The sequence below is a fragment of the Streptomyces sp. NBC_01426 genome (genome assembly GCF_036231985.1).
Taxonomy (GTDB): domain Bacteria; phylum Actinomycetota; class Actinomycetes; order Streptomycetales; family Streptomycetaceae; genus Streptomyces.
On record NZ_CP109500.1, the window covers coordinates 5,483,720 to 5,498,677 of the forward strand.

At 70.1% G+C, this 14,958-nt stretch carries 14 protein-coding genes and 1 riboswitch; of the genes, 11 read left to right on the top strand and 3 right to left on the bottom strand.

Annotated features, from left to right (window positions below; translation table 11 throughout):
* The first annotated feature begins 117 nt into the window (after positions 1–117).
* Positions 118–1,365, top strand: coding sequence for a L,D-transpeptidase (locus OG906_RS24335; protein WP_329445746.1), 1,248 nt, complete (start codon positions 118–120; stop codon positions 1,363–1,365).
* Positions 1,366–1,468: 103 nt separating this feature from the next.
* On the opposite strand, the gene OG906_RS24340 is transcribed toward OG906_RS24335, so the two are convergent.
* Positions 1,469–1,870, bottom strand: coding sequence for a hypothetical protein (locus tag OG906_RS24340; protein WP_267798585.1), 402 nt, complete (start codon positions 1,868–1,870; stop codon positions 1,469–1,471).
* Between the two features lie 200 nt (positions 1,871–2,070).
* Here OG906_RS24340 and ctaE point away from each other — a divergent pair, with 200 nt between their 5' ends.
* From ctaE to OG906_RS24370, 6 genes are all read left to right on the top strand, one after another.
* Positions 2,071–2,691, top strand: coding sequence for an aa3-type cytochrome oxidase subunit III (gene ctaE / locus OG906_RS24345; RefSeq protein WP_053676065.1), 621 nt, complete (start codon positions 2,071–2,073; stop codon positions 2,689–2,691).
* 76 nt (positions 2,692–2,767) lie between these two features.
* Positions 2,768–3,577, top strand: coding sequence for a cytochrome bc1 complex diheme cytochrome c subunit (gene qcrC, locus OG906_RS24350; RefSeq protein ID WP_329445749.1), 810 nt, complete (start codon positions 2,768–2,770; stop codon positions 3,575–3,577).
* Positions 3,574–4,632, top strand: a complete 1,059-nt coding sequence (gene qcrA, locus OG906_RS24355) for a cytochrome bc1 complex Rieske iron-sulfur subunit (protein WP_053676063.1) — start codon at positions 3,574–3,576, stop codon at positions 4,630–4,632. Before qcrC ends, qcrA begins: the two co-directional genes overlap by 4 nt.
* Positions 4,629–6,260, top strand: a complete 1,632-nt coding sequence (gene qcrB / locus OG906_RS24360; protein ID WP_267798584.1) for a cytochrome bc1 complex cytochrome b subunit — start codon at positions 4,629–4,631, stop codon at positions 6,258–6,260. The genes qcrA and qcrB overlap by 4 nt, the downstream gene beginning before the upstream one ends.
* A gap of 190 nt (positions 6,261–6,450) precedes the next feature.
* Positions 6,451–7,515 carry an anthranilate phosphoribosyltransferase gene (trpD, locus tag OG906_RS24365; protein ID WP_329445751.1) on the top strand — a complete coding sequence of 355 codons (1,065 nt, stop codon included), beginning with the start codon at positions 6,451–6,453 and terminating at the stop codon, positions 7,513–7,515.
* Between the two features lie 95 nt (positions 7,516–7,610).
* Positions 7,611–7,727, top strand: a riboswitch (SAM riboswitch).
* Positions 7,728–7,957: 230 nt separating this feature from the next.
* On the top strand, positions 7,958–9,343 hold the full coding sequence (locus OG906_RS24370) for an aminotransferase class V-fold PLP-dependent enzyme (protein WP_329445754.1): 1,386 nt from the start codon (positions 7,958–7,960) through the stop codon (positions 9,341–9,343).
* 196 nt (positions 9,344–9,539) lie between these two features.
* Here the strand turns inward: OG906_RS24370 and OG906_RS24375 are convergent, their stop codons facing one another.
* The gene (locus tag OG906_RS24375) at positions 9,540–9,821 is read right to left on the bottom strand and encodes an Lrp/AsnC ligand binding domain-containing protein (RefSeq protein ID WP_267798581.1); all 282 of its coding nucleotides are present in this window, start codon (positions 9,819–9,821) and stop codon (positions 9,540–9,542) included.
* A complete protein-coding gene (locus OG906_RS24380; protein ID WP_329445756.1) occupies positions 9,818–10,540 on the bottom strand; it encodes a rhomboid family intramembrane serine protease in 723 nt (240 codons plus the stop codon). The genes OG906_RS24375 and OG906_RS24380 overlap by 4 nt, the downstream gene beginning before the upstream one ends.
* Positions 10,541–10,673: 133 nt before the next feature.
* Here OG906_RS24380 and OG906_RS24385 point away from each other — a divergent pair, with 133 nt between their 5' ends.
* From OG906_RS24385 to OG906_RS24400, 4 genes are all read left to right on the top strand, one after another.
* Positions 10,674–10,913, top strand: a complete 240-nt coding sequence (locus OG906_RS24385; protein ID WP_053676058.1) for a hypothetical protein — start codon at positions 10,674–10,676, stop codon at positions 10,911–10,913.
* A gap of 40 nt (positions 10,914–10,953) precedes the next feature.
* On the top strand, positions 10,954–12,318 hold the full coding sequence (locus tag OG906_RS24390) for an NYN domain-containing protein (RefSeq protein ID WP_329448121.1): 1,365 nt from the start codon (positions 10,954–10,956) through the stop codon (positions 12,316–12,318).
* Between the two features lie 287 nt (positions 12,319–12,605).
* Entirely contained in the window at positions 12,606–13,646 is a 1,041-nt protein-coding gene (locus OG906_RS24395; protein WP_267798579.1) for a C40 family peptidase, read from the top strand.
* A 253-nt stretch (positions 13,647–13,899) separates the two neighbouring features.
* Positions 13,900–14,943, top strand: coding sequence for a C40 family peptidase (locus OG906_RS24400; RefSeq protein WP_329445758.1), 1,044 nt, complete (start codon positions 13,900–13,902; stop codon positions 14,941–14,943).
* Positions 14,944–14,958 lie beyond the last annotated feature (15 nt).

The window sequence follows — 14,958 nt, forward strand, 5'->3', positions numbered from 1 at the left end:
AAAGCGGCACCCACGCACGACACCAGGGGCCCGGACACCTCGAACAGAGGAGTCCGGGCCCCTCGTTTGCAGTCACCCCGCGCGCCGTAATTGTCATATCTTCATAGCGTTAGCCCCATGAACCACTCACCGCGTCTTTGGACGGTAATCGGCTGCTCCCTGCTGGTCGCGTCCCTCGGGGCCGGCGCCACCGCCTGTGGGTCCGAAGAGGAGAACCCGCTGTCCGCCCGCCCGTTTGACGCGGGCGAGCAGGTCGCCTTCAACCAGAAGGCCGGCGGACGCCCCGTGGACCACAACCGGCCACTGGAGATCACCGCGAAGAGCGGCGGCGGCCGGATCACCGACGTCACCGTCGTCGACACCCACGGCCGCCGCCTGGCCGGCGAACTCACCGCCACCGGCGAACGGTGGCACAGCACGGTCCCGCTGGCCGCCGGCGTCCGCTACACCGTCACCGTCAACACGGAGGACGAGAGGGGCGCTCCGGGGCAGCGCACGATGGCGTTCGACACCACGCCCTCCAAAGGGGTCCTCCAGGTCGAGTTCGGGCCCGAGGAGGGCAAGTACGGCGTCGGACAGCCCATCACGGCCGAACTCAACGAACCCGTCAAGGACAAGGCCGCCCGCGCGCTGGTCGAGCGCGGCCTGGTCGTCGACACACCGGAGGGCGTCGAGGGCGCCTGGCACTGGGTCGACGACAAGAACCTGCACTTCCGGCCCAAGGAGTACTGGCCGGCCAACACCACCGTGTCCGTACGGAGCAACCTGGAGGGCGTCAGGATCACCGACGACCTCTACGGCGCCGCGGCCAAGCCCCTGAAGCTGGAGATCGGCGACCGCGTCGAGGTCACCACCGACGCCTCCTCGCACTACCTCACCTTCCGCCGCAACGGAGAAGTGATCAACACCATTCCGGTGACCACCGGAAAGCCGGGCTTCTCCACTCGAAACGGGATCAAGGTGGTCCTCGGCAAGCAGTACTTCGTCCAGATGCGCGGCGACACCGTCGGCATCGGCGGCAGCGAGTACTACAACCTGCCCGTCTACTACGCGACGCGCGTCACCTGGAGTGGTGAATACGTGCACGCCGCCCCGTGGTCCGTCGGCTCCCAGGGCTACGAGAACGTCAGTCACGGCTGCACCGGCATGAGCACGGGCAACGCCGCCTGGTTCTACGAGAACATCACCGAGGGCGACATCGTCAAGGTGATCAACAGCATCGGCGACGACATGGACACCTTCGGGAACGGCTTCGGCGACTGGAACATGGAGTGGAAGGAGTGGCGCGAGGGCAGCGCCCTCCTCAAGGGCACGCAGGACGGTCGCAGCCCCGTCGACCAGGCCCGACTCCGCCCGCAGGTCTGAACCGGCGCGCGCGGGCGCGCAGAACCCCCCGAAAGAGGCCCTCGATCGGCCCACGGGGGCCCGTACGGGCCCCCGTGGGCCGTTTGTACGCGCCCCGGGCCGTTTACGCGTCCAGGGCCAGCCGGGGCCGCAGCAGGCCCGCCAGGACCTCCGGGAAGTCCACCGGGTCCACCGGAAGGGTCACCGCCGCGTCCGCGCGGCTCCAGGTGGCCAGCCAGGCGTCCTGGGGGCGCCCCATGAGCAGCAGGACCGGCGGGCAGCGGAAGATCTCGTCCTTGATCTGCCGACACACCCCCATGCCCCCGACGGGGGTGGCCTCTCCGTCCAGCACGCACACGTCGATGCCGCCCGCGTCCAGCGCGGACAGGACCGCCGGAAGGGTCGCGCACTCCAGGAACTCCACCGGCGGCAGGTCCGCGGCCGGCCTGCGTCCGGCGGCCAGCCGCACCTGCTCCCGGGTGCCCGCGTCGTCGCTGTAGACCAGAACTCGCGCAGTCGCCCGCATTTCGTTCCTCCACGTGTCCCGTGAATCACGTTGATGTTGCGCGGGATGCTACTCCGTCCGACCCGGTGTCAACATCGGTTCGCACAGCCTCGCGAGTACCCGTCCGGGACCCGATCTGATGGGCCGTTCGGGCCTTGCACACGCCCCTGACACTCCGAACGGCACCCCCCGGGGTGAGGGCGGGATAAGCGACCGACATAATGTCGGTCGTGGCGACAGCAACGACAGTAGATACCGGGCACGCGCACCCGACGGTCAACCGGCCGAACCTCGTCAGCGTCGGAACCATCATCTGGTTGAGTTCCGAGCTGATGTTCTTCGCGGCCCTCTTCGCGATGTACTTCACCCTGCGATCAGTGACGGGTGCCGAGTACTGGACAGAACAGGCCTCGGCCTTGAATCTGCCCTTCTCGGCGACGAACACGACGATCCTGGTGCTCTCCTCGCTCACCTGCCAGCTCGGCGTGTTCGCCGCCGAGCGCGGTGACGTGAAGAAGCTCCGGACGTGGTTCATCATCACGTTCGTCATGGGTGCGATCTTCATTGGCGGCCAGGTGTTCGAGTACACCGAGCTGGTCAAGCACGAGGGCATGTCTCTCTCGTCCGGCCCGTACGGATCGGTGTTCTACCTGACCACCGGCTTCCACGGCATGCACGTGACGGGCGGTCTCATCGCCTTCCTGCTGGTCCTCGGCCGGACGTACGCGGCCAAGAGGTTCACCCACGAACAGGCCACGTCGGCCATCGTCGTGTCCTACTACTGGCACTTCGTCGATGTCGTCTGGATCGGCCTCTTCGCGACGATCTACCTGATCAAGTAGCGAACACGTCGCCGGGCCCGACCCGGCACTCCATCCAGAAACACCGACGCAGAAGATCCTGACACCGGGGTAATCCGTGAAAAAGCTCTCCGCACGACGACGCCATCCGCTGGCGGCGGTCGTCGTTCTACTCTTCGCGCTGGCGGCCACTGGGGGGCTTTACGCCGCCTTTGCCCCCGCGGGCAAGGCGCAGGCCGATGAAACCGCCCAGTCCCTCGCCATCGAGGAGGGCAAGAAGCTCTACGCCGTGGGCTGCGCAAGCTGCCACGGAACCGGCGGTCAGGGTTCCTCTGACGGCCCGAGCCTGGTCGGCGTCGGCTCCGCCGCCGTCGACTTCCAGGTGAGCACGGGCCGCATGCCCGCCCAGCAGCCCGGCGCCCAGGTGCCGAAGAAGCCCGTGATCTACTCGCAGGCCCAGATCGACCAGCTGGCCGCGTACATCTCGTCTCTCGGCGCCGGCCCGATCACGCCGACCGAGAAGCAGTACGACCCGGCAGGAGCCGACATCGCCAAGGGTGGTGAGCTGTTCCGCAACAACTGCGCGCAGTGCCACAACTTCACCGGCGAGGGCGGCGCCCTGACGCACGGCAAGTACGCCCCCAACCTTGAGGACGTCGAGCCGAAGCACATCTACGAGGCCATGCTCACCGGCCCGCAGAACATGCCCTCCTTCCCGGACAGCACCATGCCGGAGAAGCAGAAGAAGGACATCATCGCGTACCTCCAGAACGTGAACGGCGAGAAGTCGAACAGCCCCGGTGGTCTCAAGCTCGGTGGCCTCGGCCCCGTGTCCGAGGGTCTGTTCGGCTGGATCTTCGGTCTGGGTGCGCTGATCGCTGTCGCCGTCTGGGTCGCGGCCCACACCGCTAAGGCCAAGAAGTCATGAGTAGCCAAGACATTCCCGAAGAGAAGCACCTGCCGAGCGAGCAGGGCGACGCGCACCACGGTGGCGTAGCGGTCGCGGACGATCCGTTCGCCGACCCGGGCCTTCCGGTCCACAAGCCGCGCATCCAGGACATCGACGAGCGGGCCGCCAAGCGGTCCGAGCGTACGGTCGCGATGCTGTTCACGCTGTCGATGCTGGCCACGATCGGCTTCATCGCCTCGTACGTGGCCATCCCGATCGACAAGATCGTCTACATCTTCCCCGTCGGGAAGGTGAGCGGCCTGAACTTCGCCCTGGGTCTGACCCTGGGCGTGGCCCTCTTCTGCATCGGCGCGGGCGCGGTCCACTGGGCCCGCACCCTGATGTCCGACGTCGAGGTCGCCGACGAGCGGCACGCCATCGCCTCCCCGCCGGAGGTCAAGGCGAAGGTCCTCGCGGACTTCGCCGACGGCGCGCGCGAGTCCGACATCGGTCGACGCAAGCTGATCCGCAACACGATGTTCGGCGCGCTGGCCCTGCTGCCGCTCTCCGGTGTCATCCTGATGCGCGACCTGGGCCCGCTGCCCGAGGACAAGCTCCGCAAGACCATGTGGGCCAAGGGCAAGCTGCTCATCAACGACAACACGAACGAGCCGCTGCGTCCCGAGGACGTCATCGTCGGCTCGCTCACCTTCGCCCGGCCGGAAGGCCTGGAGGAGGAGCAGCACGACTTCCAGACCCAGATCGCCAAGGCCGCCCTGATGATCGTCCGCATCCAGCCGGACGACATCAAGGACAAGCAGGAGCTGGAGTGGTCCCACGACGGGATCGTCGCCTACTCCAAGATCTGCACCCACGTCGGCTGCCCGATCAGCCTGTACGAGCAGCAGACGCACCACGTGCTCTGCCCGTGCCACCAGTCCACCTTCGACCTCTCCGACGGCGCCCGAGTCATCTTCGGCCCGGCTGGTCACGCGCTTCCGCAGCTGCGGATCGGCGTCAATGACGAAGGTTTCCTCGAGGCGCTCGGCGACTTCGAAGAGCCCGTCGGTCCTGCTTTCTGGGAGCGCGGATGAGCACTGCCACCACTGACACCAGCGCGCGCAAAGCGCCCGCCGGCGAGCGCGTAGCGGACTGGGCGGACGGTCGCCTGGGCATCTACGGCCTCGCCAAGGCGAACATGCGCAAGATCTTCCCGGACCACTGGTCCTTCATGCTGGGTGAGATCTGCCTCTACGCCTTCGTCATCATCATCCTCACGGGTGTGTACCTGACGCTGTTCTTCCACCCGAGCATGAACGAGGTCGTGTACCACGGCTCGTACGTGCCGATGCAGGGCGTCCAGATGTCCGAGGCCTTCGCCTCGACCCTGGACATCAGCTTCGACGTCCGCGGCGGTCTGCTCATCCGGCAGATCCACCACTGGGCGGCGCTGATCTTCGTCGCGGCCATGGTCGTGCACATGATGCGCGTCTTCTTCACGGGTGCGTTCCGCAAGCCCCGCGAGGTCAACTGGATCTTCGGCTTCCTGCTGCTGGTCCTCGGCATGTTCACCGGTTTCACCGGTTACTCGCTGCCGGACGACCTGCTCTCGGGCACCGGTGTCCGCTTCATGCAGGGCGCCATCCTGTCGGTCCCGGTCGTGGGCACCTACCTGTCGATGTTCCTCTTCGGCGGGGAGTTCCCGGGCGGCGACTTCGTCGCGCGGTTCTACTCGGTCCACATCCTGCTGCTGCCCGGCATCATGATGGGGCTGCTGGTGGCCCACCTGATCCTGGTCGTGTTCCACAAGCACACCCAGTACGCAGGCCCCGGCAAGACGAACAAGAACGTCGTCGGCATGCCGCTGCTGCCGGTCTACATGGCCAAGGCCGGAGGCTTCTTCTTCCTGGTCTTCGGCGTCATCGCGGCCATCGCGGCGATCGCCTCGATCAACCCGATCTGGGCGCTCGGCCCGTACCGCCCGGACCACGTGTCCACCGGCGCGCAGCCCGACTGGTACATGGGCATGCCGGAAGGCCTGATCCGAGCCATGCCGGGCTGGGAGATCAACCTGTGGGGCCACACCCTCGTCCTGGGCGTGTTCATCCCGCTGCTGCTCTTCCCGCTGGTGCTGGGCGCGATCGCCGTCTGGCCGTTCATCGAGTCCTGGGTCACCGGGGACAAGCGCGAGCACCACATCCTGGACCGCCCGCGCAACGTCCCGACCCGTACGGGCTTCGGTGTCGCCTGGATCGCGGAGTACATCGTGCTCCTCATCGGCGGCGGCAACGACATGTTCGCCCAGTACTTCCACCTGTCGATCAACTCGATCACCTGGTTCGTCCGGATCGGCTTCTTCGTCGTCCCGGTCCTCGCCTTCATCGTCACCAAGCGGATCTGCCTCGGCCTTCAGCGCCGGGACCACGACAAGGTGCTGCACGGTCGCGAGACCGGTGTCATCAAGCGCCTGCCGCACGGTGAGTTCGTCGAGGTCCACGAGCCGCTCCCGCAGTCCCAGCTGCACACGCTCACCGCGCACGAGCAGTACCGGCCGATCGAGCTGGGGCCGACGGTCGACGAGAACGGCGTCGAGCGCAAGCTCACGGCCGCGGAGAAGCTCCGCGCGAAGCTCAGCAAGGGCTTCTACGCGGAGAACAACCAGATTCCGAAGCCCACGGTGGAGGAGTACAAGGAGATCCAGAGTGGCCACGGCCACCACTGATCCCGCGTGACCGTTTGACCGCACCCGCATGAGGGATTGATTCCGGTCAATCCTGGTGTCGCCACGGCGAGAGCCCCGTCCAGACCCTGGACGGGGCTCTTTGCCGTCCCGCGCGGCTGGATAGGCTGAAGCCCTTCCCATCAGACGTGGGCGGCGAGCACAGGGCGGCCCACTAGCGCAGGAGCGGACCATGGACGTTGTGACCCCGGCAGGCGGCGACAGCGTGGCGGCCCGCGGTTGGCCGGGCGTGCTCGACGCCCTGCTGACCGGCCGGGACCTGCGCGCCGAGGACACCGCCTGGGCCATGGACACGATCATGCGCGGCGAGGCCACCGACGCCCAGATCGCCGGCTTCGTGGTGGCGCTGCGGGCCAAGGGCGAGACGGTCGAGGAGATCGCCGGGCTCGTCGGGAGCATGTACGAGCACGCCAACCTGATCGAGGTCCCCGGCCGGACCGTGGACATCGTCGGAACCGGCGGCGACGGGGCCAAGACGGTGAACATCTCCACGATGTCGGCGATCGTGGTGGCCGGTACCGGCGCCAAGGTCGTCAAGCACGGGAACCGGGCCGCCTCCTCCGCGAGCGGCTCCTCGGACGTCCTGGAGAAGCTCGGCGTCAACCTCGACCTCACCCCCGCGCGGGTGGCGCAGGTCGCCGAGGAAGCCGGCATCACCTTCTGCTTCGCCGTGAAGTTCCACCCCGCGCTGCGGCACGTGGCGGCGGCGCGCAAGGAGCTGGGCATCCGGACCCTGTTCAACTTCCTCGGCCCGCTGACCAACCCGGCCCGCGTCCGCGCCCAGGCGACCGGCGTGGCCGACCCCCGGGTGGCGCCCATCGTCGCGGGCGTCCTCGCCGAACGCGGTTCCTCGGCGCTCGTGTTCCGGGGCGACGACGGCCTCGACGAACTGACCACCACGGGCACCTCCCGGGTGTGGTGGGTACGGGACGGATCGGTCACCGAACTGCCCTTCGACCCGCGCGACGTCGGGATCGACGTGGTCGACGTGTCCGCGCTGCGGGGCGAGGACGCCTCGTACAACGCGGACGTCGCCCGGCGCCTGCTCGCGGGCGAGACCGGCCCGGTGCGCGACGCCGTCCTGCTGAACGCGGCCGCCGCCCTGGTGGCGCTGGACCCGGGCAGCGGCTCGCTGGAGGAGCAGATCGCAGCCGGCATCACCCGGGCGGCGCAGTCCATCGACTCGGGATCCGCGCGGGCCTCGTTGGAGCGCTGGGTGAACGCCAGCAACGCGTAGGCCCGCTCGTCCGAACGGCGTGAAACAGCCGACCCCGGTCCACGATGCGGACCGGGGTCTTGCGCACGACGGATCGTATGGCAGGATTCTGCCCAGGTCACGAGTGACAGCGTTTAGGCCCCGGCTTGCTGTCCGGCAACCCTCCTTCCGTGGCGGGGTGCCCCGGGTGATGACCAGGCCGTAGGCAGTGAGGTCTACGGCAAGCGCGGATCCCTCGACACCAGGGATCCTGGTCTCTCGAGGAGCGTTTTCCGTGAGCAAGCGAATGCGATAGGGCGACTCCGCCCCTTCTTCACCCCTCGGAACAGGGTCTTCTTCGCGTACCCGTGTACGCCCTCCCGTGATCCGAGGCCATCCCCGTACCCCTCCGGTCGGCCGCCGAGCCGCACCCGCGTACGGGCACACCGAAGCCATTCAGCCCTGCCTGCCGGGAGATTCCGCCATGTCCGCATCCCTGAACACCGCCGTCACCACCGCCGACGTCGCCGCCGACCCCGCCTGTGTCGAGCCGCTGCCCGTGCTCGGCCGTGACGTCACCGTGCCGCTCGTCACCGGCGGCGAGGTCACCTACGCCGCCCTCGACTACGCGGCCAGCGCCCCCGCCCTGCAGCGGGTCTGGGACGACGTGGCGGCCTACGCCCCGTACTACGGCAGCGTGCACCGGGGCGCCGGGTACCTCTCGCAGCTCTCCACCGACCTGTTCGAGCAGAGCCGGGTCACCGTCGCGGAGTTCCTCGACTGCCGCGCCGAGGACCAGGTGATCTTCACGCGGTCCACCACCGACTCCCTGAACCTGCTCGCCGCCGCGCTCCCGGCCGACTGCCAGGTCTTCGTCTTCGAGACCGAGCACCACGCCTCCCTGCTGCCCTGGGGGGACGCGCAGGTCACCTACCTCAACGCGCCGCGCACCCCGGCCCAGGCCGTCGAGACCCTGGAGCGGGCGCTGGCCGGGCGCGACCCGTACGGTCCCGCGCTGGTGTGCGTGACCGGGGCGTCCAACGTCACCGGGGAACTGTGGCCCGTACGGGAACTCGCCGCGGCGGCGCACGCCCACGGCGCGCGGATCGTGCTGGACGCCGCCCAGTTGGCCCCGCACCACCCCGTCTCCGTGCGGGAACTCGACGTGGACTGGGTGGCGTTCTCCGGACACAAGCTGTACGCGCCCTTCGGCTCGGGCGTGCTCGCCGGCCGCGCGGACTGGCTCCAGGCCGCCGAGCCGTACCTGGCCGGCGGGGGCGCCTCCCGCAAGGTGGCCCGCCGCGAGGACGGCGGCGTGGACGTCGAGTGGCACACCACGGCCGCCCGCCACGAGGCCGGTTCCCCGAACGTCATCGGCGTCTACTCCATCGCCTCCGCCTGCCGCGCCCTGAAGGAGGCCGGGTTCGAGAACCTGGTCGCCCGCGAGAACCACCTCATCGCGAAGGTCCGCGAGGGCCTGGCCGACGTCCCGGCGGTCCGCGTGCTGTCCCTCTTCGGGGACGACGCCCCGCGCGTCGGCGTCATCTCGTTCGTCGTCGACGGCTGGAACAGCTCGCACTTCGCCGCCGCCCTCTCCGCGGAGTACGGCATCGGCGTCCGCGACGGCCTGTTCTGCGCCCACCCGCTGGTCCGCACCCTGCTCGGCAGCGAGCCGCAGGAGCCGGGGGAGTGCGGGGCGCCGGAGGCCGGTCCGGGGGAGCGCTCGCTCAACGCGATCCGCGTCAGCTTCGGCGCCGGCACGCCCGACGAGCACGTCGAGCGGTTCGTCGGCGCGGTCAAGGAACTCGTCGCCGACGGGGCCAAGTGGCGGTACCGCACCGAAGAGGGCCGCTGCGTCCCGGCCGTCTGAGCCGTCCCGGCCGTCAGACCCGGTGTGGCCGTCAGACCCGGTGTGGTCGACCGCCCGACCCCGTGCCGCCCACCGCCGAACCCCGTGCCGACCGTCCGCGTCGGCCCTGAACGCCGCGCGCCCCGGTCGGGAGGATTCCCGCCGGGGCTTTCGGCCGTCGCGAGGGCTGCCGGCCGTCGACACGCCCGGCCGGAAACTACGCGTCGAGGCCGATCGCGAAGGCGGCTTCCAGGTCGTGCTGGGAGTACGTGCGGAACGCCACGTGCGTGTCCGTGGCCTCGACGCCCGGGATCTTGCTGATGCTGCCCGGGATGATGTCCGCGAGGTTCTCGTGGCGGGCCACCCGGACCAGGGCGATCAGGTCGTAGGTACCGGTGACCGAGTAGACCTCGCTGACGCTGTCCAGCGCGGCGATGGACTCGGCGATCTCGGGGATGCGGTCCACGCTGGTCTTGATGAGCACGATCGCGGTGATCACGGTTGGCTTTCTCCCTCGCCGGCAGTCACTGGTCGCCTCACTCTAGTCGTACGCCGGTAACGCACCCACGCGTAGCCGAAGCCCAGGGAGAAGCCCACCACGTGGGCCAGATAGGCGACTCCCGGACCGCTCTCCGCCCGGTGCGCGGCCACCCACTGCAACGCGAACCAGAACACCAGCACGATCCAGGCGGGGAAGCGCAGCGGCAGGAAGAACAGGAACGGGAACAGGCTCGTGACCCGGGCGCGCGGGAACAGGCACAGGAACGCCCCGAGCACCGCCGAGATCGCGCCGGACGCCCCGACCAGGGTCTGGTCGGAGGAGGCGTTGGCCGCCGCGTAGGCGCCCAGGGCGAGGTAGCCCGTACAGACGTAGAAGACGAGGAAGGCCGGGCGGCCCATCCGGGCCTCCGTCATCGCGCCGAAGACGTACAGGAAGAGCATGTTGCCCAGCAGGTGCAGCCAGCTGCCGTGGACGAACAGCGCGGTCAGCGGGGTGAGCAGCGCCCGGGCCGATCCGGACAGGAGCTGGTCGGGAACCACGCCCCAGCGCCGGAAGTAGTCCGTGCCCCGCGCGAGCAGCTCGTCGCCGGTCCCGTAGACCGGATTCATGCCCGACGCCGGACCGAGGACGAACACCACGCAGCAGCCGGCGATCAGCGCGTGGGTGATCACCGGGCCCCTGGAGGCCTCGCGGACGGCCTGCCACCTTACGATCATGCGACCGAGCATGACCCAACCGGACCCCCTCGGGGCGGTGGCAGGCCGTAGGGTTACGAGCTGCGGTCCGCCGTACGGCTCAGCGGGCCGCTTTAATTGAAACTGAAAGAGCCACGAAGGAGAGAGCGGCCTGATGACGGTTCCCCAGCCGACCGACACCACCCGGTGGCGCTGCACCCTGTGCGGCAACCTCACGCGTTTCGACGTGACCCGTTCGTCGAAGGTCGTGGAGTACATCCACCTGGACCTCGCCGGGGAGCCCAAGGTCGAGGAGCGAGAGGTGGTCAATGAGACCATCGAGTCGGTTCGCTGTCGCTGGTGCAACGCGGTGGACCAGATCGAGCTCGTGGACAGGCCGGGCGCGGACTCCTGAGGGAGCCGGGCCCACAGGTAGATCACGGTAGGGGTGACGGATTGTGGAGCCAGCAAGCGGCGCTGAGCCGGCCGACGCGGCCGGCGACGCCGCCGAGGTGCTCGACCGCCCGCTGCCGGAAGGCGTGCGGCGCAGGGTCGTCGCACTCGTCTCGGACGCCTTCGGCGGACTGACGGTCGGGGACCTCCCGGCGCAGCTGCGCCAGTACGCCAGGTTCACCCCGACCCGGCGTGCCAAGTTCGCGGGCAACGCCATGGCCGCGGCCGTGGAGACGGACGCCGTCTTCCGCGGCCGGGTCGCCGAGAAGCTCCGCGAGGCGCAGGCCGAGCTGGCCGGTGCCCTGGAGTCCGGGGCACCGCCGGCCGCCGCCGATCCGCTGGACGTGGCTGCCGCCGCGTACGTGCTGCGGCCGGCCGGCTGGGTCAAGCTGGTGGCCGCCGCGGGCGAGGAGGCGCAGCGCGCCGACGCCGAGCGGGTCGGCGACGAGACCCGGCGCGAACTGGAGCGGCTCCGCGAGGAGCTGGCGCACGTACGCGAACTGCAGCGCAGCGGCGGTGAACAGGTGCGCGGCGAGCTGGACGCGGCGCGCAAGGAAGCGGAATCGCTTCAGCGCAAGCTGCGCAGCGCCCTCAGCGACGTCAAGCGGGGCGAGGCGGCCCTGCGCAAGGTCAACGCCGAGATCGACGGGATCCGCGGTGAGGCGGCGGCGCGGGTGACGGCCGCCGAGAGCGAGACGCGGCGGCTCAAGTCCCGTCTCGCGGAGGTGGAATCGGCGCTGGAGACCTCGCGCCGGGCCACCCGCGAGGGACGCAGCATCGAGGACATGCGGCTGCGGCTGCTCCTGGACACCGTGTTGGACGCGGCGGCCGGACTGCGCCGCGAGCTGGCGCTGCCGCCCGTGTCCACCCGGCCCGCGGACACTGTGGAGGCCGTGGAGCCGGGCCGGATGACCCCGAAGGACATCGCGGCGCGGGCCCTGTCGGAGACCGATCCGGCGCTGCTGGACCAGTTGTTGGCGCTGCCCCAGGCGCATCTGGTGATCGACGGCTACAACGTGACCAAGACCGGCTATCCGACGATGCCGCTGGAGAAGCAGCGGCTTCGCCTGCTGGGCGGGCTCTCGATGCTGGCCGCGCAGACGGGCGCGGAGATGACCTGTGTCTTCGACGGCGCGGAGCTGGCCGCCCCGGTGCTGCTCGCCCCGCCGCGCGGGGTGCGGGTGCTGTTCTCCAAGGCGGGGGTGACGGCGGACGAGCTGATCCGCCAGTTGGTGCGGGCCGAGCCCGCCGGCCGGCCCGTGGTCGTGGTCTCCACGGACCGCGAGGTGGCCGACGGGGTGGCGAAGGCGGGGGCCCGGCCGGTGACGTCCGCGCTGCTGCTGAAGCGGCTCGCCCGGGTTTCGTAGTACCTGCGGCTTCTGTCCCTTCCTGCAACGGCTGTGTGCAATGCCGGTATTGGTGGGGCGGCGGAGGGAACGTACCGTCAACTGACCGGTACGGAGCGTGCGAAGACGGTAAAGAAGCCGGTCGGCGACCGGAATTTTGCCTTCGAGGATTTGAACTGATCACAGCCGGGTCACTAGGGTCTGTTCAAACCTTCGTACGGTCGTTCACTCATTCGGGGTGTCGGCGGAGGCGCGCTGCCGAGTGTGTGACCGTCTTCGGCGGCTCCAGGAAGAAGGAGCTCGCGTTCGTGGCGTCCCACCGTCGACCCAAGCCGCCGACCCGCACGCGCGTGAGCGTCCTCACCGCCCTCGCCACCGCGGCCGTCGCCCTCTCCGCCCAGTCGGCCCACGCCGCCCCGGACAAGCCGAAGAAGGACGAGGTCAAGGAGCAGGTCGACGCCCTCTACGAGGAGTCCGAGCAGGCCGGCGAGAAGGCCAACGCGGCCAAGGACCGCCAGGACAAGCTGGAGAAGGAGATCGGCCGGCTCCAGGACCAGGTCGCGCGCGGCCAGGCGGACCTCAACGACCTGCGCAACACGCTCGGTTCGATGGCCACGGCCCAGTACCGCGGCGGCGGCCTCGACCAGTCCATGGAACTGCTCCTCGCGGAGAACCCGCAGGACTACCTCGACAAGTCCTCCATGCTCCAGCAGATGAGCGGCAAGCAGGTCGAGGCGATATCCCAGATCCAGACCAAGCAGCGGACCCTGGCGCAGCAGCGCGCGGAGGCCGGTGCCAAGCTCGCCGACCTCGACGCCACCCGCAAGGAGCTGGCCGAGAAGAAGGCCACCGCCCAGCGCAAGCTCGCCGAAGCCCAGGCCCACCTCAACTCGCTGACCGCGGAAGAGCGCAGCCAGCTGAAGAACGCGGAGGCCAAGGCGGGCGAGGAGGCCGCCAAGGCCGCCGGCGGGGGCGCCAAGCCCGGTGCGGTGAAGGGCTCCGGGCGGGCCGCGCAGGCGCTCGCCGCCGCCCTGACCCAGGAGGGCAAGGGCTACAACCTCGGCTCCACGGGCATGGCGTACTGGGACTGCTCCAGCCTGGCGCAGTGGGCCTACGGACAGGCCGGCGTCCAGATCAGCCGCACCACCTACACGCAGGTCAACGACGGCACGCGCATCGGCATGAGCCAGCTCCAGCCCGGTGACCTGGTGTTCTTCTACGACGACCTGCACCACGTCGGCCTCTACGCGGGCAACGGCCAGGTCTTCCACGCCTCCAACCCCCGGGGCGGCGTCAAGTACGAAGCCATGAGGAACATGCCCTTCCAGTTCGGCGTCCGCGTCGGCTGACCCCGCCCCGCGCCTCCCCGGACCGGGGAGGCGCGCCACGCACCGCCCATCCGGGCGAATTGCGCGGCCCCGCTCTGACCTCGCGCCCCGCCGGTGACCTGCGTCTCCTGCGGGGCGCCGGTGTACCCGGCCCCCGACGGTCGTTGGTCGGCGCCCCGTCGCGCCGCTACTGTCTGCCAGCGCGGAACCCGGCACACGGCCGTCCACGGAGGGCGGACCCGGGCCCCGCGCAAGCGGAAGGGAGCGGTTCCACGTGGCGTCCCATCGCCGGCCCGGCCTCACCGGCCTCGACCGGAACACGAAGATCACCGTCCTCACCGCCGCAGCGGCCACCGCCGCGGTCGCCATGACGGGAGCACCCGCCGGCGCGGCCCCCGGCCTCCCGCAGGACCCCTCGGCGGGCGCCCGAGCCCAAGTCGACCGGCTCTTCGAGGAAGCCGAGCAGGCCACCGAACGCTTCAACGAGGCCGGTGAGAAGGCCGACCGGCTCCGCGCCGAGATCAGCCGCGCCCAGGACTCGGTCGCCCGGGGCCAGGACCGCATCAACACCATGCGCGGGGTCCTCGGCGCCTTCGCCGGAGCCCAGTACCGCTCGGACGGCATGGACCCCACCCTCTCGCTGATGCTGTCGGACAATCCCGACGACTACCTCGACAAGGCGGCCGTCCTCGGCCGGCTCGGCGACCGCCAGGCCGACCAGCTCGACGAACTCCGCGACGAGCAGCGCCGGATCGCCCTGCAACGCCGGGAGGCCTCCCACAAGCTCGCCGAACTGGACGCCCTGCGCACGGACGTCGCCCGGCACAAGAGGTCCGTCACCGCGAAGCTCGCCGCCGCCCGCCGGCTGCTGAACGCGATGCCCTCGCAGGAACGGGCCGACTTCGAACGCGCCTCCCGCTCCGGCGACCGGCCCGGCTCGCTCCCCGAGATCCCCTCCGCCGGCGCGTCCTCGGGCCGGGCCGCGACCGCCGTGATGGCGGCCCGGGCCGCCGTGGGTCGCCCGTACGTGTGGGGTTCCACCGGCCCCTCCGGCTTCGACTGCTCCGGGCTGATGGTGTGGTCCTACCGCCAGGCCGGCGTCTCGCTGCCGCGCACCTCACAGGCGCAGCGGCACGCGGGCCGGCAGGTGCCGCTGTCGCAGGCCCGGCCCGGCGACCTGGTGACGTACCGCTCGGACGCCAGCCACGTCGGCATGTACGTCGGCAACGGTCAGGTGGTCCACGCCCCCTACCCGGGCGCGCGGGTGCGCTACGACCCCGTCGGCATGATGCCGGTGTCCTCGGTGACCCGGCCCTGAGGCGGACGCTGCGTA